General features: G+C 37.4%; 15 protein-coding genes. 8 read left to right on the plus strand and 7 right to left on the minus strand.

Features of this window, described 5'->3' with window-relative positions:
* Positions 1-139: 139 nt before the first annotated feature.
* From FN817_RS02905 to FN817_RS02935, 7 genes are all read right to left on the minus strand, one after another.
* Positions 140-1,780, minus strand: coding sequence for a glycoside hydrolase family 43 protein (locus FN817_RS02905; RefSeq protein ID WP_185149888.1), 1,641 nt, complete (start codon positions 1,778-1,780; stop codon positions 140-142).
* A 50-nt stretch (positions 1,781-1,830) separates the two neighbouring features.
* Positions 1,831-3,090, minus strand: coding sequence for a glycoside hydrolase family 88/105 protein (locus tag FN817_RS02910; protein ID WP_142716636.1), 1,260 nt, complete (start codon positions 3,088-3,090; stop codon positions 1,831-1,833).
* 10 nt (positions 3,091-3,100) lie between these two features.
* Positions 3,101-4,072, minus strand: coding sequence for a DUF4861 family protein (locus FN817_RS02915; RefSeq protein WP_228451455.1), 972 nt, complete (start codon positions 4,070-4,072; stop codon positions 3,101-3,103).
* Between the two features lie 75 nt (positions 4,073-4,147).
* Positions 4,148-5,566, minus strand: coding sequence for a pectate lyase family protein (locus tag FN817_RS02920; RefSeq protein WP_142716638.1), 1,419 nt, complete (start codon positions 5,564-5,566; stop codon positions 4,148-4,150).
* 37 nt (positions 5,567-5,603) lie between these two features.
* On the minus strand, positions 5,604-6,626 hold the full coding sequence (locus FN817_RS02925; protein WP_142716639.1) for a pectinesterase family protein: 1,023 nt from the start codon (positions 6,624-6,626) through the stop codon (positions 5,604-5,606).
* A gap of 82 nt (positions 6,627-6,708) precedes the next feature.
* Positions 6,709-8,523 carry a RagB/SusD family nutrient uptake outer membrane protein gene (locus tag FN817_RS02930; RefSeq protein WP_142716640.1) on the minus strand — a complete coding sequence of 605 codons (1,815 nt, stop codon included), beginning with the start codon at positions 8,521-8,523 and terminating at the stop codon, positions 6,709-6,711.
* A 12-nt stretch (positions 8,524-8,535) separates the two neighbouring features.
* On the minus strand, positions 8,536-11,556 hold the full coding sequence (locus FN817_RS02935) for a SusC/RagA family TonB-linked outer membrane protein (RefSeq protein ID WP_142716641.1): 3,021 nt from the start codon (positions 11,554-11,556) through the stop codon (positions 8,536-8,538).
* An 878-nt stretch (positions 11,557-12,434) separates the two neighbouring features.
* Here FN817_RS02935 and kduI point away from each other — a divergent pair.
* The 8 genes from kduI to FN817_RS02975 all read left to right on the plus strand — a co-directional run bounded on the left by kduI (position 12,435) and on the right by FN817_RS02975 (position 22,379).
* The gene (gene kduI / locus FN817_RS02940; RefSeq protein ID WP_142716642.1) at positions 12,435-13,271 is read left to right on the plus strand and encodes a 5-dehydro-4-deoxy-D-glucuronate isomerase; all 837 of its coding nucleotides are present in this window, start codon (positions 12,435-12,437) and stop codon (positions 13,269-13,271) included.
* Positions 13,272-13,279: 8 nt separating this feature from the next.
* On the plus strand, positions 13,280-14,062 hold the full coding sequence (locus FN817_RS02945; RefSeq protein WP_142716643.1) for a gluconate 5-dehydrogenase: 783 nt from the start codon (positions 13,280-13,282) through the stop codon (positions 14,060-14,062).
* A gap of 18 nt (positions 14,063-14,080) precedes the next feature.
* Positions 14,081-15,478 (plus strand): glucuronate isomerase, encoded by a 1,398-nt coding sequence (gene uxaC, locus FN817_RS02950; RefSeq protein WP_142716644.1) that lies wholly within the window; start codon positions 14,081-14,083, stop codon positions 15,476-15,478.
* Between the two features lie 111 nt (positions 15,479-15,589).
* On the plus strand, positions 15,590-16,597 hold the full coding sequence (locus FN817_RS02955) for a sugar kinase (protein WP_142716645.1): 1,008 nt from the start codon (positions 15,590-15,592) through the stop codon (positions 16,595-16,597).
* 243 nt (positions 16,598-16,840) lie between these two features.
* Positions 16,841-17,500: a beta/alpha barrel domain-containing protein gene (locus FN817_RS02960; protein ID WP_142716646.1), complete on the plus strand. Its 660-nt coding sequence runs from the start codon at positions 16,841-16,843 to the stop codon at positions 17,498-17,500.
* Between the two features lie 89 nt (positions 17,501-17,589).
* Entirely contained in the window at positions 17,590-19,125 is a 1,536-nt protein-coding gene (locus FN817_RS02965; RefSeq protein WP_142716647.1) for an MFS transporter, read from the plus strand.
* Positions 19,126-19,296: 171 nt separating this feature from the next.
* Positions 19,297-20,760, plus strand: a complete 1,464-nt coding sequence (locus FN817_RS02970; protein WP_142716648.1) for a tagaturonate reductase — start codon at positions 19,297-19,299, stop codon at positions 20,758-20,760.
* Between the two features lie 5 nt (positions 20,761-20,765).
* Positions 20,766-22,379 carry a UxaA family hydrolase gene (locus FN817_RS02975; RefSeq protein WP_142716649.1) on the plus strand — a complete coding sequence of 538 codons (1,614 nt, stop codon included), beginning with the start codon at positions 20,766-20,768 and terminating at the stop codon, positions 22,377-22,379.
* Positions 22,380-22,445 lie beyond the last annotated feature (66 nt).

Consider the following 22,445-nt stretch of genomic DNA (forward strand, 5'->3'; position numbering starts at 1 on the left):
CTCTATTTTTAAGGCACAAGAAAATCAGAGATTTTCAATAAGTTTTATAGAATTAATTTTTATCGAAGATAAAATCCTTGCCTCTCAATGTGAGTACCTTTAAAGCTTCTTTATGTCTTTGTAACATCCAATCCTAATTCTACTTTTTAGTAATTCTAAACCAGTCGAAATCTGCATATCCTCCACGAGGTGCTTTTGCAGTACTTATACTATATAAACCGACTTTTGCACCGATCCATTTTCCGGGTTTTGACTGAAAAACGTCACCTGCTTTTATGAAATTTTTTCCGTTTTCACTGTAACTGAACTGGCATAGGCCGTTCGGCTCACTTACATTTACTTTTAAATAGACTTCGTTTCCTTTTAATTTTGTTTCAAACAGAACCTTCTCTTCACCTCCTTTATCTGCTTTTTCAGCTCTTCTTAACTGAATATAGAATCCATCGGGTTTATTGGTAATCACAATTGACTCATGATCTAATCCCATTACTAATAAACCTGCAGTTTTGCCTTCTTTAGCATCTTCGGGAGTTAATTTTACTTTGGTAGAAGCTGCAAAATTCGGGGCTGGGAATTTTTGGGTTAACAGATTCGGAACATTCCATAGATTTTTTTCACCTTCAGGAACTTTTATTGAAAATAATCTTAAAAATTTCTGTCCGGGAAGTTTAGAAGACCACACGATATTTTCGTTGGCGCTCCATTGCCATTGAATTCCTAATTTTTCACCATCAAATTCATCTGTTTCAGGAGGAGTAGCGACAGGGTAGGATTTTCCCACGTTGGGTTTTTTATAGGTTAAAACCGGCTCTCCGATTCCGTTTTTATTATTATCGATCCCGATGATAGGCCAGTCTTTTTCCCACTTCATCGGTTGTAAGTGAACGATTCTTCCGCCCGCATCCACATCCTGGAAATGGTAGAACCAATCTTCCCCTGAAGGTGTATCTACCCAAGCACCCTGATGAGGTCCGTTGATTTTTGTTGATCCCTGTTCCAGCGCTACTTTTTCTTCGTAGGGTCCGTAAATATTTTTTGATCTTAATACCAATTGCCAACCGGTTGCTACACCACCTGCAGGAGCAAAAATGTAGTAATAACCGTTTCTTTTATACATTTTCGGACCTTCCACTGTTGGGTGTGCATCGTGGCCATCGAAAATGTGAACCCCTTTATCCAGGACTTTTGTTCCTTCGGGATTCATTTTGTTAAGAGTCAGAATACTTTTCACTCCGGCGCGGCTTCCTGCCCAACCATGTACTAAATAAGCATTTCCATCCTCATCCCAAAACGGACAGGAGTCGATTAAACCTTTTCCTTCCATTACCAAAACAGGCTTCTCCCAGGTTCCCAGCGGATTTTTAGTTTTCACCATGTAAATTCCAAAATCGGGATCGCCCCAATAGATGTAAAATTCACCTTTGTGGAATCTGATACTGGGTGCCCAAACTCCGTCACCTCTTTTTGGTGTGGAAAAATGGTTGTTTGGAAGTACATCAGGAAGTGCATAATTCATCAGTTCCCAGTTGACCATATCTTTTGAATGAAGAATGGGCAGTCCCGGAGCTTCATTGAAACTTGAAGCGGTCATATAATAATCTTCACCAACACGAATAGCGTCCGGATCAGAATAATCGGCGTATAAAACCGGATTTCTGTAATTTTTCCCCTGATCTGCAGTCCAGACTTCAGAAACAATGTTTTTCTCCTGTGCGTTGAGGTATGTTGGGGCAGCTGAAAATAATATGATCGCTGCTATATTTAAAAGTTTTGTCTTCATAAAATCAGATTCATTATTTAGGTAATAGGAATCAGCTTGCGGTTCTTGATTTATTTTTCAAATTCTAAACTTGCCAAAATGAATGGTCCTGTTCCTTTTCCGTCATTTGAACGGACTTCTTCGTTGACATAATATTCGTAAGAACCGTCTCTGTAAGGTTTTCCTCCTAATCCGGCAACGGCACAGCATTTATTTAAATTAACCACGCCGTTTTCATCAACCGTTATTAAATTTTTGATAATTCCGTCGTAACCTTTTTTTGCAGCAGCTTTGTATGATTTTGGAAGATAACCTTCGTTAACCGATTTAATGATCGTATAAACGAACATTGCTGACGCTGTCGCTTCTTCATAATTACCCTTTTCCAAAGGCTTGTCTAAAATCTGATACCAAAGACCGGATTTTTTATCTTGAACTTTAATGACGGCATCTGCGTAAGATTGTAGGTAAGAAATTAATCTTGCTCTTCCCGGATGGTTTTTAGGTAAATAATCCAATACATCTACCATGGCCATTCCGTACCAGCCCATCGCTCTTCCCCAGAAATTTGGGGAAAGTCCGGTTTCTTTATTGGCCCAGGCTTCTTTTTTACTTTCATCCCAGGCATGATAAAGAAGTCCTGTTTTTTTGTCTAAAAGATTTTTCTGAACGGAATCAAATTGGAAAACAATATCATCATACGCTTTCTGAGCATCTGCGCCTTTGATAAAATCTTTTGTATAGTGTGTGTAGAAAGGCATTCCCATATAAAGTCCATCCAGCCAAACCTGGTAAGGATAGATTTTTTTATGCCAGAAAGATCCTTCATTGGTTCTGGGCTGCCCATCGATTTGTAAACGTAAAGTCTGAAGAGCCTTCAGGTATTTCTCTTTTTTCTCTTTTTCATAAAGGTAAAGAAGAACATTTCCGCTGTTGAGCATGTCAATATTATACTTAGAAATGTCGTAGGTAAGGATTGTACCGTCTTCTTTAATCAGGTCTTCACCGAAACCGCTGATATAATCGTAATATTCTTTTTTGCCTGTTTTTGCATATACTTTTTCTGCACCGTCCAAAACTATCGCTGATGGATAGGTCCATTTCGGGCTTTTACTGAAATCAAGCATCCAGGCTTGGGGGAATCTATGTATTTCGGAAAGCAGCATTCTTTCTGACCATTTCAAATTGGAAGGAATTATTTTTCCTGATTTTGAAGTTTCTGTTGAAGTTTTTGCTGCGGTTACATTTTTGGTTTGAGCACATGCAAGGAACATTCCTGAACCTAAAATGGCCACTGCATATGCTTTTATTGTATTGTTAATGAAATTCATGATCTAAACTTTAAAGTTGATTATTTTTATCTAAAATTTCCAGTTTTTTATCCAGGTCCTGATAAAATGCTTCTTCTGTTATCAAACCGTTTGGTTCCAATGACCAGGCTCCTAAAAAGTAATAAGAGACATTCTTTGTTTTCTTGAAAACCACGGTATGCGTTGATTTTGTTTTTACATATTTATCAAAACTTTCGAGAGGATAAAAGATAGCCATCCCCAGATTGTCATCTTTTTTCGTTTCGGTTTGATTGCCATAAGTAGCAATATAGCCCCATTTTTTATTTTTACTGATTCCCTGTTTTAACGGAATATTTTTAAAAGCAACAATTCCGGTACATAATCCTGAAATGGTATTTCTTAAGTTTAAATCTACTTTTACAAACCTGTCTCTGTTGAAAATCGTCAGTTTTGACTGTAAATCGATGGGATTTCCCCAGGTTTTCCAGCCTTTATAATCGATAGATGCGTAAGACTGGTCTTTTTCATTAACAACTTTTACGGCTGTATTTTTTACAATTTTAAAAGTTTCAACAAAATCATTTTGTTCATCATATCTTCCATAAGAACCGATGCCAATCGTACGGCCGGATTTCAAGATATCCTGTCCCCAGGGGGCATCGTGATGATAGGATTCAAAGCCGTCTTGTCCGACTTCAGGTAAAACCAAAGTGTTTATTTTTTTACCGAAAATATCCGTAGCATTTCTCCAGTCCAGATATAATCTGTAGCCGATCTGGTTGTTTTCCAGTCCGATACCTTCATATCGGATATAGTAAGAATGATCGGTATGAGATTCAGGAAGAGTGATTTCCTGAATATTTTTGAAAGTTCCTCCAATGTATTGATTACCTTCCCATTTTCCGCCATCTTTTACGGAAAGTTCTGCATAGGAAAAGGGAGCTTTTGGATTTTTCTTAATTTTTTCAATTACAGAAGTCTGAGCCAGAGAAAATGCTGAACTCAAAAATGCTCCTGCCATTATTATTCTAAACAAGTTGAATTTCATAATATTTTTTATTAGATAACTGGTTCTTTTAACTAAAAGTTTTCATGGTTATTGGTATTGTCTTTCGGTTATTTTTTTAACCAGATCATTAAAATATACTTCAATATTATCATAGTTTTTGTCCAAATCCCGTTCGTTGGAATTGGCCACTTTTGGATTTAATTTATTCTTAATTTCCCATTCATCAGGCATCCCGTCGTTGTCCGAATCGGGTAGGGGGTTGCCTGTTTTTAAATCTGGAAATCCGCCGACATCTTTTTGAGAATCTATGATTCCGTTGGAACTTCCTTTTGAACCGCTGTAAGTGAAGCTTCCGTTTTTTACATCTTTTAAAACATGTAAATCCACGGCATCCCTTACTAAACTGGCACCGCCGATCTGTAAAATTTTATCATAAGCTGCTTTCGCAGCATCAGTTTTTACATTATTCTGAATATCATGAGGCTTGTTGATTTTTATTTCATTTTTATCTTTTTCCATCAGGTTATAAGACGGTTTCATCTGTGCGAAAACTCCTTGTGTCCAATTGTCTTTTGTTACTTCTGCATTTCCTTCAATCACATTTCCGCTGATGTAATATTTCCCCCAGATATTGTAAACTTCTGTCTCTGGTTTTTCATTTTTATCAATGGCAACAATTCTCTGTCTGGTCATGGTTGCAGGTCCCGGTTTGTAGTAATTATTAACCATATTTACGTTCATTCCTTCACCACCGTAGATATTGTTGTGTCCCCAGTTGTAGATCACATTATTTCTGAAATCGGTAAGATCGGTCAGGGCAAATTTACTTCCCGCATATTCTCCCAATCTCGGGTTTCTACTGTCGTGATGAGCGTAGAGATTATGGTGAAAACTTGCAAATTTTCCTCCTGCAATTCCGCCATATCCGTGAGCGCCTTTCCGGTGAGCCGAATTTCTTAAACTTTCTGCGATCACGCACCATTGAAGCGTGGTGTTTTCATTCACATAAATGGATACTGTTTCATCTGTTGACCAACTCATAGAGCAATGATCAACGATTAGATTTTTGATAAATCTTGCCCCTAACGCATCGCCTTCAAAATTTTTCTGATCGCCCATTCTGAATCGTATGTAACGTATAACTACATTGTCTGCGCCTATGAAAGTTTCGTAATTGGCAACTGTAATTCCATCTCCGGGAGCGGTTTGTCCGGCAACGGTAACATCGCCTTCCTTTATCTTTAAAGGGGATTCCAGATAAATGGTTCCGCCGGTTTTAAACACAATATATCTCGGACCTTTTTGGTCTAAAGCATATCTTAAAGTGCCTTCTGAGCCATCATCTGTTAGTTTTGTTACGAAATAAACCCTTCCGCCGCGGCCACCTGTTGTATATCTTCCGAAACCTTCTGCTTCCGGAAAACTCAAGACTTCCTGAGCATTGGTCAACATAGCAATACCACATAAGGTCCCTATCGTGAACATTTTTTTGAAGTGTTTTTTCATGATTGAAAATTCTTGGTGTTTTGGATTTGGATTAGGTTTATTTCAAACTTTTTTTGATGTTCCAACGGTCGTTTCCTTTTAAAATAATTTCTGTAGTGTATTTTTTTCTTTCTTCTTTTGTTAATTGATGTGACCACGGAACTCTTTTGGAAATATGGGCTCCGCTTCCTTTTGAGTTGAATTCTGCATAGAAAGTGGTCTTTTCTGCATCAGGTTTGCTCCAGTTGTGCCATCCTTCAGGTTTTATGGTAGAATTGATTTCGCAATCAATGTAAACGGTTTTTGCAAAAGGTCTCCAGGGTCTTCCTAAATACACTGAGTTTTCTTTGGCATTTCCGATGATTTTTGAATTGATAAAAACAAATCCGAACTCGTTTTCCTGTGGGGTAGAAGCGGCTGTAACGTAGCTTGCCGTTTCTTTAGAATAAATGGTGCAGTTTTCAAAAACGGCAGTTCCGGCTCCGAAAATATAATCGGTTGTACCTTCGATATAGCAGTTTTTAAAGTAATTTCTTGATGGTTTTGTCTTGTCAGTGGAATCCTGAACTCCTTTTAAGTACAAGGTATCCTGATTTCCTAAGAATCTGCAGTTTTCAAAAGCGATTCTGTCTCCTGAAGTCAGTACGGCAACGGCCTGCCCAACTCTTCCTGAGCTGTTTTCAAATGAAATGTTTTTCGCTGTGAAATTATTTGAATAAATAAAAATAGTAGAAGAACCTGTGGTTCCGATATCTTTTCCTTCTGCATTCTTTTTTGAAGCAAAATCATCATACGTAATGATGGTGTTCTGAGGGTTTTCTCCTTCTAATACAATGGGTCCTTTTGTTTCAGGAATGGTGATTTTTTCTTTGTAAACTCCGGGTTTAATTAAAATTTTTGTCCTTATAGAAGAATCATTTTCAATGGCATCAATGGCTTGTTGTACGGTGGTAAAGCTGCCTTTTCCGTCTTTTGAAACCACGATCGTTTTATCGGCAGTTTTAAAAGAAAGAAGGCTTAACAATAGTATCGAAAGTATTGAAATGAAGTTAAAATTTATATTAATCAGAGGAGCTTTCATAAAGGTTTAATGTGATTTAAAATACAGACTTAGCCTAGGCCAAGCCTGTATTCTCAACTTAATATGAATGTATTTTTAATTTCTAGTAGCCGTAATCTTGTGTAAGGTTATAATTTGACATAATGATATCACTGTAAATAGGCAATAATTCTCTTTTGTTGGGCTGGAAATATTGCGCAAAACCTTTTACAGGATCGCTGATATATGTTGTTAACACTGCGGCTCTCCACGCTATTTTAGTATATCCTGCTGGAGTTGCATCCTGAGAAGGCAGATAAAATACCTGGGACCTATCTCCTCCTGTAAAGAAAATATCGATATCATTAATATTTTGCTGCGCCGTTTTTGTAGGATCGTAAACTGATTTCTTATAATAAAGATTCAATGGTACGTTAGCATACTGACCTGTTCCGTTGGCAAAAGCGGTTAATTTTTGTCTTGTTTCCGTAATTTTAGCATCTAATAAATTCCAGCGGATCAAGTCATATTTTCTGATCCCTTCACAACCCAGTTCCAATAATCTTTCCTGAACAAGATAATTGAAGAACTCATTTTTATCGGTAGGAATTGTTCCAACTTGTCCTAAATTTCCTGTGTAAGCCCTGTTTCTTACCGCTTTTACCGCATTGATGGCATCTGAAGAAGGCGCTCCGTGAAGTTCATTATCTGCTTCAGCAAACATTAATAATACATCTGAAAAACGCAGCAAAGGCCAGTCAACAGCAAGATTTTGAGAAGGTCCTGTTACATTGGTCCAGGACTTTCTGTATTTAGAATCTGTGAAAGAAATAGCATTTACGAGTTCAGCCTGATTAGAATTATTCACTTTGAAAATTCCAACGTTCATATCTCTTCTCAAGTCATATTTACTGAATTCGTAGAAATAAGTCGGAAGGGCATTGATTCCTCCTCCGCCTTTCCAGCTGGAGTTGTCATCATGCTTTAAGCCATTATAGTAACCGATTTTACTGTCTGTTCTTGCGTTTCCTCCGAATGCTCCTACACAGAAAATGATTTCGTTGGTGGTGTCTTGCGAGTTTGAATGTAAAGCTTTGAAAACTTGCTCGTAGCTTGGGTTTAAGCTATGTTCACCAGTATGATTCATGATGTCTTTACATTCATCAAGAGCAATTTGATAATAGGTTTGAGGATTGGTTCCCTTCACCATCTGCTGTGGATTTCTTCTTAAAGAATATCCTGCTCTTGCTAATGCGATTCTTGCTCTTAATCCTTTTACAAAACCTTTGGAAATTCTGGCATTGGTCGTGCTTCCTTCGGATCTCCACGGAACTAAGTTTGCAGCATGGGCAAGATCAGCAATCATTTTTTCGTAAATAACGTCTCTGTCAGTTTTCGCTAAATAAAGATTGTCATAATCTGCAGATGGTTTGTCCTGAAAAGGTACATCACCCCAGTTTCTGATCAGTTCATAATAAAACTGAGCTCTCAATGTTAAAGCTTCTCCAAGATATCTGTCCATTAATTTTTTATCAGCGTCAGAACCTGTCTTGTAAACAGGGGACAGCGGTATATTTTTAATGCAAAGATTGGCTCTTTCAATTCCTGAATATAATTTTAAGAAAGGCTTATTTAATTCTGTATTGGTAGGGCAGGCACCAAATGTTGCGAGACCTCTTCTGTCATTACAGTTGTAATCTCCCGAAGTTCTGAAATCATCACTTGAATGCGGATATATTAATGCTAATCTCTGTCCGTATCCGTCATCACCCGCAAGCTGGCTGTAAACTCCCACTAAAGCGGTAAATGTGTCGGATACACTATCGAATTGCTGAGCTTCTGCAACACTTGAATAGTTTTCAGGTTCAAGATAATCGCTACATGAATGGATGGTGGTAAGAGATAGGATACAACTTATTATAATTATTGTTTTTTTCATGTTAATTTTCAATTAAAAGGTTAAATCAATACCTGTTAAAATAAATCTGCTTCTAGGATATGCAGCATAATCAACTCCCGGAGTTAAAGGATTTCTTCTTGTACTGGCTTCAGGATCATATCCTTTGTAACCTGTGATGGTAAATAAATTATTTATCGTAGCATACAGCCTGAAATTTTTGATACCAAGCATCTCCAATGAGTTTTTTGGAAGGGTATATCCTATTGTAACATTATTCAGTCTTAAGAAAGATCCGTCTTCGATGGCGTAAGAATGGAGGATATAATTTCCTTGTGGCGGTGTCCACATGGTTGTGTTTGCATTTAGCGCTGCCAAAGCAGTAGGATCGGTAACTTTTACTCCTTGATCATTGAACCATCTCCATCTGTCTGCAACATCGGCAGACATGTTGTTGTCTCTGTATAAATATTGAGTGGAAAACTCGATTTTATTGGCATTATATACTTTGTTCCCGATAGAGAAATTAAAGAATAAACTCATATCCCAGTTTCTGTATCTGAAAGTCTGGCTGAAACCTCCGAAGAATTTTGGCTGTGCATTTCCAAGTTCGGTCTGGTCGGCTGCCGTAATTTGTCCGTCACCATTCAGGTCTCTCAATTTAAGATCTCCCGGCTGGATTGGTTTTGAACCGTTAGCTACAGCACTGCTGCTTGGAACTCCGTTTTTTAATGTATAAGCCTGAGTGGTCGGGTTGAAATCGAAATCACTGATCTCATAGCGTCCTTCAGTTACGTATCCATAATAAGTTCCTACAGGATTTCCCACTTTAGCAATGAAATCATACAAACTGTTTACCCATCCTGAAGCTACCAGATAATAATCATTTCCTCCCGAAACATTCGCCCCCAGGCTTTTAATAATATTTTTGTTGGTAGAAATGTTGAAATCTGTTTTCCATGTAAAGTTTTCTTTATTGACAATAAGTCCTCCCAGTGTAAATTCCAGACCTTTGTTCTGTGTTTTTCCTGAGTTTTGATACTGATACTCATATCCTGACGTCTGAGGAATTTTTGCTAAGACCAATAAATCTTTTGTATCAGTAATATATCCGTCGATGCTACCATATAATCTTCCGTTAAAAAACCCGAAGTCGAGCCCTAAGTTTTTAGATACGGTAGCTTCCCATGTTACGTTTTTGTTTGCCAAAGTATTTCCTGTAGTAGCTCCCGGAGTTACACCGCTTCCGAAGGTATATCCGTAGTCGGTGGAAGTCGTGAAGAAAGTATCATAAAGGTAGGCCGGAATTCTGTTGTTTCCCGCAAGACCATATCCGAAACGTAATTTAAGCTCCTCCAGCCATTCTTTACTTTTAAGGAAATTTTCTTCTTTAAGTTTCCATGCTACAGAAACTGCAGGAAAAGTTCCCCATCTGTTTCCTACTCCGAAGACATTGGACGCATCGGCTCTTATAGAGGCTGTTATGATATATTTATTATTAAAAATGTAGTTTGCTCTACCAAAAAAAGAAAGAAGTCTGTCTGGAGGTAATGCACCGGTTTTGGGAGCATCCTGAATCATTCCTGAAGGTGGAGTTGCAGATTGGATATTAGCAAAAGCCTCATTAGGTGTAATAGATACTGGTAGCCATTTGGTGTATGTACTTGAGGTTTCTCCGTCAGTCTGTACGGTTTCTTCTCCCAATAATAAGTCTAATTTATGATTTCCGAATTTTTGGGTATAATTTAGAGTGTTGGTATTGGTAATTCTTCTGGTCTGGTTTCTCGTTAACTGTACAATCGGCTGATTGTTATTCGATCTTGCATCACTGGTAACGGTGCCCCAGAACTGATTAATAAAATTATCTTTCTGAACATATCCTACAACACTTCTGAAAGTTAAGTTTTTGGTAATGTTATAATTCAAATATGCATTTAACAATAAATCATTTGTTTTTGCGTCCTTTACTTCGTTATCATTTAAAATTAAAGGATTTACAAGATTTGTTAATGTGGCGTAGTTAGGATCAAAATCATCAATAGGAACATTGCTGCCTCCTTCGAAAGGCTGATATCTTACAGCGTTTCTTAATCTGTTGGTACCCTGAGATCCACTTGCAGAAGTTCCTGCTCCGGAAATCAGCTGACGGCTGTATCGGACATTAAATCCAACCTTCAGTTTTTTTGAAATATCATAATCATATTTGAAATTGGCCATGCTTCTTCTGAAGCCGGAGGAGAGCATTATCCCATCTTCTTCCACATGATTTAAAGTCAATGAAAAGGCAGATTTATCGGAACCGCCTGTTAAGCTTAAATTATGAGTGAAGTTGAATGCCTCTTTTCCGAAAAGCTCATCCTGCCAGTCTCTTTTCTTTATATTTCCGTATTTCTCAGCAAGTTCATTGAAATTACCATATCGGGTTGTAAACGCTGTAATGTCGTCGGCAATACCATTTTTATTGTAAAGCTCATACTGATACATTACAAAGTCATAAGGATCAAGAACAGGAATTGTGTTTGTGATTTTTCGTACCCCTGTATAACCGCTGTAGTTGATTTGAGCAGCAGCTTTTTTGCGGCCGCCTTTTGTGGTGATCAAAACAACACCATTGGCACCTCGCGATCCGTAAATAGAGGTAGAAGCAGCATCTTTTAAAACTTCAATAGATTCAATCTCTTTAGGAGAAATGATTGACAGAGCGTTATCCATCTGGATTCCGTCTACAATATAGAGAGGAGCATTACTTTGTGTAATCGAAGTACCGCCTCTTACCTTAATTTCAACTTCAGCGCCGGGCGAACCTTCACTGGCCGTGATCTGAACACCGGCAACTCTTCCCTGAATTGCCTCTGCCGCACTGTTTACAGGCATATCTTTTACATCGTCAGCTTTTACGGAGCCAACAGCATTGGTAACATCTTTTTTTGAAACTTTAGAATAACCAACCAAAACCACTTCATCAATGTTTTTTTCAGTTTCTTTTTTAGTTTCTTTTTCTTGAGCCGTAGCAAGGACAGGAAGTAGAAAGACAGTTAAATATAACCACTTTATTGAATGTACTCTTTTATCCATTTTGTATCCTTATAGTTTTAATTGTTGGTTGAAAGTTTTTTTCAATCGTTTTGTTTTGTGTGGATTTGTAAAGTATTCTACTGATTTTTAGCGGCAAATATTTTATGAAAGATTATACACATTTTAGAGTGCAATCGATTGCGTAAATTTTCATGACAAATATCCTGGCTTCTAAACTAATATTATTTTTTAATACGCAAAGAAAAAAATATTATTTTTTCATTAATTTGATTGTTGAAAGAGGAGTGGATTTGCAAAATAATGGATGGTTCTAATACTTTAAAGTGTTGTAAATTAACTGTTTGTTAATTTTACGCTAGCTTGGGATATTGATGTAAAAGAAATCAATTTTCTTTATTCTTTATTAATTTAAAACTTAATTTTTGCCTAAAATTGATTCGTTTTTACTCTTAAAAATTTACCAAAACTAATAGTCAAGATTATTTTTTTGTAATATTTCTGATTTTTATCATCTTTTCAGGTTAATATTCTTGGCTTAATTTTATACTCTATATTAATTATTATTATTGTGTACAATATATACAGTTATTTTGGTTTATTATTATTAAATCAATATCTTGATTTTGTTATTTTATTTTGGCATGGTTTTATATTGAAACATCATTTAAGCATTAATTTTGGTTAATATCTTCCATACAATTTCTTGTGAGTTTTCTGATTTTTTATGTTATTTTTAAAATTAATTGACTGTAAATTAGGTATTTAAATATTTAAATTAATTTTTTGTTAACTAATTAAAGAATAATTATATATTTATCCCATAAGTATTTCTATCAGATTTTAGTGTAATTTTATGCAATCGATTACACAGTGTTTAACAGGTTTTGATAAAACCGCAAAAGAAAAGTATAAGTAGTATGTCACAATCAGAATTTCGTTACACCCATCATCCCGAAGATGTAAAAAAGTATACCACTGAAGATCTTAGGAGGGAGTTTCTAATCAATGATTTATTTAATGAAGATAAGATAAAATTAGTCTATTCTATGTATGACAGGCTGATTGTAGGAGGTGTTATGCCTTCAGCACAGGCTTTGAAGCTGGAACCTACGGACGATTTGAAAGCCCAGCATTTTCTTGACAGAAGAGAACTGGGAATAATCAACGTTGGCGGTGCCGGAAAAGTAACAGTAGACGGTGACGTATATGAGCTAGGAAACAAAGAAGCCTTATACATCGGGAAAGGAGCTAAAGAAGTAGTTTTTGAAAAATCAGGTGATGCACAACCTTATTTTTATATCAACTCAGCGCCCGCACATCAGACTTATCCAACTAAAAAAATTACGAAAAGTGAAGCCGAAATTGTAGAATTGGGTGAAGAGAAATATGCCAACAAGCGTACGATTAATAAACTGATTGTAAATTCTGTACTGGAAACCTGCCAACTTCAAATGGGAATGACGGAACTTCACCCGGGAAGCGTTTGGAATACAATGCCTGCGCATACTCACACCAGAAGAATGGAAGCCTATTTCTATTTTGATCTGGAAGAAGGGCAGACAGTAAGCCACTTCATGGGACAGCCTGATGAAACGCGTCATATTTTTATGACCAACAGACAGGCGGTATTGTCTCCGGAATGGTCTATCCACTCAGGAGTCGGAACTTCCAATTATACTTTTATCTGGGGTATGGCCGGAGAAAATATGGACTACGGTGATATGGACGGTATCAAAACTAACGAACTAAAGTAATTTTTCCAATGAATTTATTTGATTTATCCGGTAAAGTAGCAGTCGTTACAGGCGGTACTCACGGATTAGGAATGGCAATGGCAGAAGGTCTTGCCGCTGCAGGTGCTGAACTGGCGATCACAGGTACAACACCGTCAAAATTAGAAGAAGCTTTAAACTACTATCATTCAAAAGGGTATAAAGCAACCGGTTATCTTTTTGATGTGACAGACGAGCTGGAAGCCGCTCAGAAAGTAGCTTTAATGGAAGCTGCCCATGGAAAAATTGACATCCTTGTCAACAATGCAGGAATTATCAAACGTATTCCGGCAATCGACATGGAAGTGGAAGACTTTAGAAAAGTAATCGATGTAGACCTTACAGGACCTTTTATCATGTCGAAATTAGTTGGCAAATACATGATCAAAAGAAAATCCGGTAAGATCATCAACATCTGCTCGATGATGAGTGAGCTGGGACGTGACAATGTAGTAGCCTATGCTTCTGCAAAAGGCGGCCTTAAAATGCTTACCAAAAATCTGGCGACAGAATGGGCAAAACACAATATTCAGGTAAACGGAATCGGCCCCGGATATTTTGCTACTTCTCAGACAGAACCAATCCGGGTAGATGGACATCCTTTTAATGACTTTATCATCAGCAGAACTCCGGAAGGAAGATGGGGAAATCCGGAAGATCTTGCAGGAACAGCTATTTTCTTAGCTTCTGACGCAAGCAGATTCATCAACGGACAGATCATCTACGTGGATGGAGGTATTTTGGCAACCATCGGGAAGCCTGCTAATGAGTAACAACAGAATCAGACTAGAATGAAACCTTTTATTACAGATAACTTTTTATTACAAAATAAATACGCAGAAGAATTATACTTCAGATACGCGGAAAAACAACCCATCATTGATTATCATAATCATTTGATTCCTAAAGATATTGCGGAAGACACTGTTTTCGATAACATCTCAAAGGTTTGGATTGCAGGTGACCATTACAAATGGAGAGCTATGCGTACCATGGGAGTGAACGAAAAATTCATCACGGGGGACGCTTCAGATAAAGAAAAATTTGAGGCGTGGGCAAAAACAGTTCCATATACATTGAGAAATCCTTTGTACCACTGGACACATCTGGAATTAAAAAGATATTTCGGAATTGATGAATTATTAAATGCAGACAACGCATCAGAAATCTACGAAAATATCACCGCTCAGCTTCATACTCCTGAAAAATCAACAAGAGGCTTATTAAAAATGATGAATGTAGAATCTCTGTGCACTACGGAAGATCCTACAGATCTATTGAATTATCACCAGGATCTGGCAAAAAGCGATTTCAGTATTAAAGTAAGTACCGCTTTCCGTCCTGATAAAGCAATTTTAATTGAAAATCACAACTTTGCGGATTATATTTCAAGATTAGGCGAATCTGCCGGAATTGAAATTAATTCCTATCATACTTTATGTAATGCTTTAATCAAAAGAATTGAATACTTCCATGAAAACGGTTGCAGATTATGCGACCACGGATTAAATAATATTTCTTTTGAAGAAGCTTCAGAAGCAGAAGTAAACGCAATTTTTAATGATAAAATTTCAGGAAAAGTAATTGCTGAAAAGCAGGTGAATCAATTCAAAACTGCCATTTTATTATTTTTAGGAGAAGCGTACCACAAATATGGTTGGGTTCAGCAGTTTCATCTTGGAGCATTGAGAAATAATAATGAAAGAATGCACAGAATTCTTGGTCCTGATACGGGATGGGATTCTATAGGTGACTTCGTTCAGGCTGAAACCCTGTCTAAATTACTGAATACATTAGACGGAAAAGATAAGTTAACAAAAACCATTTTATACAATTTAAATCCTGCTGACAATGAGGTTTTTGCGACAATGATTGGGAATTTCAATGATGGAAGCATCAAAGGAAAAGTACAGTTCGGATCAGGATGGTGGTTTCTTGATCAGAAAGACGGTATGATCAAGCAGATGAATGCTCTTTCAAACATGGGGTTGATCAGCTGTTTCGTTGGAATGCTGACAGATTCCAGAAGTTTTCTTTCTTTCCCGAGACACGAGTATTTCAGAAGAGTATTGTGTAACCTTTTCGGAGAAGAAATGAAAAACGGTGAATTACCTGATGATATCGAACTGATTGGTAAGACCATTTCAGATATTTGTTATCATAACGCAAAAAATTATTTTGATTTTTAAATTTCAGATTAAATAAAAAATCTCTCGCAGATTGAGCAGATTTTTTAAACATAATCATCTGCCAGATTTGCTAAATCTGCGAGAGATAAAAAATAAAAGGTTGATAAAAAAATGAGCAGCAAAATAGTCACATTCGGGGAAGTCATCATGCGACTTTCACCACCCGGAAACAGAACCATGAAGCAAAGCCATGAAATGGAATTCTTTTTCGGCGGAACGGAGCTTAATGTAGCATCTTCATTGGCAACAATGGGTTGTGATGTAAGACATATCAGCAGCGTTTCTGATGATTTTGTAGGTGAATCGGCCATTTCCTTCATTAAAAGTTTTGGGATTGACACCACATTTATCAACAAAAATGAACATCCTTTAGGTTTGTACTTTTTAGAAGTAGGCTCATCAGTTCGCGCCAGCAGGATTGCTTACAATAGACTGAACGGTTCTTTTGCCAATAGTAAGCCTGAACAGATTGACTGGAAAAAAGCCCTTAAAGGCTGCCAGTATTTCCATTGGACAGGCATCAGTCCAGGAATTTCCGAAGCCGCTTATGAAAGTCTGAAAGAAGGTTTACAAACAGCCCGTGAATTGGGAATCGAAATTACAACCGATCCTGCTTACCGTTCAAATCTTTGGAAATACGGCAAAAACGGAAACGAAATTTTGAAAGAACTGGTTTCTTATTCAACGATTTTTATCGGTGGAGTGAATGAAATTAATGAAATTCTCGGAACTCAGTTTTCATCAGATAAAGAAGGTTTTATTGATGCATGTAAAGAATTAAAACAGCAAATTCCTTCTATTCATAAAATTTTTGACAAAATAAGAATTGGCGTTACAGCAAGTTCTCAGCAGACACAGGGAAGAGCTTTAATTGGCGATAGCTATTTTGAAACTGAATTGTTGGAAGTTAATCCTGTAGTCGATAGAATCGGGACAGGAGATGCTTTTGCAGCAGGTTTGATCTATGGGTTAATCAACTTTGATGACGAAAAAGCATTGAAATTCGCTAATGCAGCCTGTGCGATAAAGCATACCATTTTAGGGGACATCAATTACAGCAGTGTCGAAGATATTCTGGAAGTCATGAACGGAGGTTCAGGCGGAAGAATAAAAAGGTAGCTGGCTTTTGGCAATTGGCTTATCGATAAAACTAAAAAATTGCCGACTTCGCTGAGTGAAATCAAAGATTCGACCTAGTCAAACGCCTTTACGAACTTAAAATACACGTCAGGCCTTAAAAAGAAAAGCTTTGCACCCTTTGCGTTAAAAGAAAAGATTAAGATAAAGTCTCGAAGGGACAGCATACTAAAGGATGGATAAAACCCCATCAAAGATTATTTTCAAACAAAATAATTAACGAAAATGACAAAAATTCAATCGGTTACAAATACGATCATCAACCAAGGGGTTTTGCCTCTATATTATAATACTGATGAAACAATAACTCTGGAAATACTGAGATCACTTTACAAAGCAGGAATTCGTGCAGTGGAATATACAAGCCGTGGTGATGCTGCGTTAAGTAATTTTACAAAAATGGTAGAAATCCGTAATGCAGAAATGCCGGAAATGCTTTTGGGAATTGGTACAATAAAAAATGTGAAACAAACTGAAGAATACTATAAAGTAGGAGCAGATTTCTTTATCAGTCCTGGTTTCGTAGCTGAGGTTGCAGAATTTTTGATTCCGAAAGATCTGTTGTACAGTCCGGGTTGTATGACGCCGACTGAAATTATCGAAGCTGAAAATGCTGGTGTTACTTTCATTAAACTATTCCCCGGGAACGCCTTAGGAACCGGATTTATGAGTGCGATCAAAGATGTTTTCCCCAATCTGAAATTTATGCCGACGGGTGGAGTAGATACCACTAAAGAAAGCATCGAAAGCTGGTTCAAAGCCGGTGTTTCAGCAGTAGGAATGGGAAGCAAACTGGTAAGCAAAGAATTAATGCTTGCTAAAGACTATACAACGATAGAAAATGAAACGGTAAAAGTTCTGGCAATTATTCAGACTTTAAAATAATAATGAATAAGAAAGCTGGAAACACCTTGTGATCCTGGCTGAGTGAAACGTCTTAAAAACATTCAAACAAAACTAATTCTAAAATTAATATGAGTTCAGTTAAGTCTCTTAAACCGAGCAACTTCAGATGGACGATATGCTTTTTGCTGTTCATTGCAACAACGATCAATTATCTTGATCGTCAGGTTTTATCTTTGACGTGGAAAGATTTTATCGCACCGGAATTTCACTGGAACAATAATGATTATGGAAATATCACGGCATTATTCTCTATTTTCTATGCAGTAGGAATGCTTTTCGCTGGAAAATTTGTCGATTGGATGGATACTAAAAAAGGTTTCCTGTGGGCAATCGGAATCTGGTCTGTCGGTGCAGTTCTACATGCATTTTGCGGAATTGCAACTTCAGGAATTCTTACCGGAAACTGGTTGGCAGGCTTTCACGGATCTAAAGAATTGATTTCTACTGTTTCCAATACCTCTGCCATCATCAGTACGAGTGTAACGCTGTTTATTTTTGCACGTTTCGTACTGGCTATTGGTGAAGCAGGAAATTTCCCGGCAGCAATTAAAACTACAGCGGAATATTTCCCTAAAAAAGACAGAGCTTTAGCAACAAGCATTTTCAATGCAGGAGCAACGGTTGGGGCCTTGGCAGCACCGGTTACCATTCCTTTTATAGCAAAAGCCATGGGTTGGGAATGGGCATTTATCATCATTGGAGCGTTGGGATTTGTATGGATGGGTTTGTGGGTTTTCTACTACAAAAAGCCTCACGAACATCATAGAGTTAACGGGCATGAATTAACCTATATTCAGCAGGATCAGCAAGACTTTGCTGTTGAAGAAAATACTGTGCAGACAGAAGAAAAAAAGTTCACTTTCAAAGAATGTTTCAGTTACAAACAGACCTGGGCTTTTGCCTTTGGAAAGTTTATGACAGACGGCGTTTGGTGGTTCTTTTTATTCTGGACTCCGGCTTATTTAAGTTCCGTTTACAAAATGGATTCTACACAAAGTGCATTGCCATTATTCGTTCTTTATATGATTACTTTATTGTCAATCATCGGCGGGTGGCTTCCAAAATATTTTGTGGAAAAGAAAGACATGAATGCTTACTCAGGAAGAATGAAAGCCATGCTGATTTTCGCATTTTTTCCTTTGTTGGCCCTTTTAGCACAACCTTTAGGTTCGATAACGTATTGGATTCCGGTTTTAATTATCGGAATTGCAGGAGCAGCACATCAGGCATGGTCGGCGAATATTTTTTCGACAGTAGGCGATATGTTTCCGAAAAAAGCTATTGCAACCATTACCGGAATTGGCGGAATGGCGGGTGGAATCGGTTCATTCATTATTAATAAATCTTCAGGCGTATTGTTCGATCATGCTCATAAAGCCTGGTCCACGGTTGACGGAATTCCTTTATTGGAAAAATACCCTCAATACATCAACGAAAGATTACCCGACGGATTTTTTGAGCAGTTGGAAAAATCAGGATCAGTAGTTGTAGACGGAATTGACAAAGGCTATATGATCATATTTTCAGCCTGTGCCGTAGCATATCTTATCGCATGGACAGTAATGAAAATATTGGTTCCAAAATATAAAGTGATAAGTCAGTAGAAAAAAAATCTTGGTGAAAATTAGCGTTCTTCGCTGAGTGAAATCAAAGATTCGACGTAGTCAAACGCCTTTGAAACTTAAAAATATACAGCATGTTAGCAAAAAAACTTTGCAGACTTTGCATTAAAAAATTTATAGAATTAAAAATATCATTTAATTCAAATTAGAAAGATGGAAAATCAGACAAAACAAAAATTAAATCGTGAATTAAACCATTCTCAGGAAAAACTTCCTATTAAAATAATGCAGTTTGGAGGCGGAAATTTTATGAGAGGATTCACAGATTATGTCATTGATAAATTAAATAAAGAAGCGGGATTCAATGCCGGAATTGTAAACGTTCAGCCAACAGTGGGCGGTTCAGTTCATAAATTGGAAGAACAAGGTAATCTATACACGCTTTTCTCAAGGGGAATTAAAAAAGGGGAAATTATTGATACAAAACAAGTAATTTCTGCGATTCAGAAGTCGATTAATCCTTATACAAATTATGATGAATTCTTGGCGTTGGCGAAAGAAGAGGAATTAGAATTTATCTTCTCAAACACAACAGAAACAGGAATTGCTTATGACGAATCAGAAGATGATTACGTTGGTCCGCACAAGAATTTCCCTGCAAAACTAACGGTTTTATTACACGAGAGATTCAGACATTTCAACGGAGCGGCAGATAAAGGAGTAAGAATTATTCCTTGTGAATTGATTGAAGACAATGCGTTTTCGTTGAGAGATATGATCCTGAAGTATGCCCGACTTTGGAATTTAGATCCTGATTTTGCACAATGGATTAATCAAAGTAATTATTTCCATAATACATTGGTCGACAGGATTGTTCCGGGTTATCCGAAAGATGATGCAGAATCATACGAAGATCAGTTGGATTATGAAGATCAGATGATGGTTGTTTCTGAAACATTCTTACTTTGGGTAATTCAGGATGCCGGAAATTTAAAAGAGAGAATTCCTTTCGACAAAATTAACGAACAGATTTTGGTGGTTGATGATATTCAGCCGTACCGTTTGAGAAAAGTGAGAATCCTGAATGGTGGTCATACCTTAATGCTGGCTCCGGCAATTTTATCAGGTAAGGAAACGGTAAAAGAATCTATTGATGATGCATTTATCGGGAAGTTTTTAGGTGAAACCATTTTTAATGAAGTGAATCCGACCTTAGGTCTTGATGAAACGGAACTGAAAGATTTTGCAGAAGAAGTTTTTGACAGATTCAGAAATCCTTTTATTAAACATTATCAGGCGAGCATTGCACTGTATTTTGTTTCTAAATTTAAAGTAAGAATCCTTCCGAGCTTACTGGGTTATGTTGAAATCAACAAAAAATTACCACTAAATCTGGTATTCTCTTTGGCAAGTTTAATCAGATTCTATCAGGGAAATTTTGGTGAAAAATCTTTGCCAATTAATGATGAAGAATCCATTGTTGCTCAATTCAAAGAAATCTGGACAAACGGAGATTATGGGAAAGTAGCAGAATTATCATTAAGTGAAACCGCTTTCTGGGATACAGACCTTAGTCAGGTTGACGGACTGAAAGATGCAGTAGCAAAAGCTTTGTGGGAAATAGACCACAACAATGTAGAAACTGCGTATCACAACTTTATACAATTTTATTCTTAGAAAAAATGCAAAAGAAAGTACTAAAAGTAAATCCCAAGGATAATGTAGCGGTCGCACTGGTAGATCTGGCGCAGGGGGAAACTGTTACTTTGGGTGAACTTACTTATGAAATTATAAAAGACACGAAGGCGAAACACAAATTCGTGACCGAACATCTTGCCGTAGGTGATTCTATTATCATGTACGGAGTTTTGGTGGGAAAAGCCAGCCAGCCGATCCGGAAAGGAGAAGTGATTACCACCGAAAACGTAAAACATCAAAGTGCAAAAGTAGAACGCAAAACAGAAACCACTTCCTGGACCGCTCCCAATGTTGATAAATGGAAAGATAAAACATTTATGGGCTATCACCGTGAAGACGGACAGGTGGGTACAGAAAATGTCTGGTTATTTTTTCCGCTGGTTTTTTGTGAAAACAGAAATGTTGAGATTTTAAAGGATGTTTTTGAAAAAGAACTGTTGTTTGAAAAAGTGACAAAACACCAGTTATTGCTAAGATCATTAATTAATAATTCCGAAACGGAAACTGCTGTTGAAGATGAGCGGGATTCAAGAGTATTTAAAAATATTGAAGTTAAATTCATTACACATCAGGGCGGTTGTGGTGGAATTCGTCAGGATGCTGAAGCATTGGGAAGATTGCTTGCAGGATATGTTAACAATCCGAATGTAGCCGGAGCAACCGTTTTAAGCCTGGGTTGTCAGAATTTACAGGTTCAGATTTTTAAAGATGCCCTGGAAAAAATCAGTCCGGATAATAAAAAGCCAATTATCGTTTACGAACAGCAAAAGTCCGGAACGGTAGATGAAATGTTAAGCGGAATTATTAAAGATTCTTACGAAGCCATCAAACAGGCGAATGAGATAGAAAGAAAACCTGCACCCATTTCTAAGCTTGTTTTAGGATTGGAATGCGGTGGTTCAGACGGTTTCTCAGGAATTTCTGCAAACCCGGTTTTAGGGCAGCTGTCAGATTTAATGGCAGGAATCGGAGGCTCAACTATTCTTTCAGAATTCCCGGAACTATGCGGAGTAGAGCAGGAACTGGTCAACCGTTGCGTGAAAGAAGAAGATGCAGAAAGATTTTTACAATTAATGAAAGATTTTGAAAATTCAGTTGTTGCTGCAGGATCTGGCTTTGATATGAATCCGTCACCGGGGAATATTAAAGATGGCCTAATAACAGATGCTATGAAATCTGCAGGAGCAGCTAAAAAAGGAGGTTCATCGCCAATAAATGATGTACTTGATTTTACAGAATACATCAAAGAACCGGGCTTAAATTTACTGTGTACGCCCGGAAATGATGTGGAATGTACTACAGCTTTAGTGGGCTCGGGCTCCAATGTTGTTTTATTCACAACGGGTCTGGGAACTCCTACAGGAAATCCTGTGGTTCCCGTAGTGAAAATTTCCTCAAATACATCGTTATCAGAAAGAATGCCCGATATCATCGATTTCAATACAGGAGACGTGATTACAGGGGAAAAATCAATAGACGAAAAAGCAGAAGAACTGTTAGAATTTATCATAGAAGTGGCCAGCGGAGAGGTAAAAACCAAAGCGGCAATTCTCAATCAGAACGATTTTATCCCCTGGAGACGAGGCGTTAGTTTATAGTTATTGTTTTTATATATAAATTATTAGATTTGAAAATGCTTTCAACATGATGTGGGAAGCATTTTC

Origin of the sequence: Chryseobacterium rhizoplanae (assembly GCF_900182655.1) — a bacterium.
GTDB classification, from domain to species: domain Bacteria; phylum Bacteroidota; class Bacteroidia; order Flavobacteriales; family Weeksellaceae; genus Chryseobacterium; species Chryseobacterium rhizoplanae.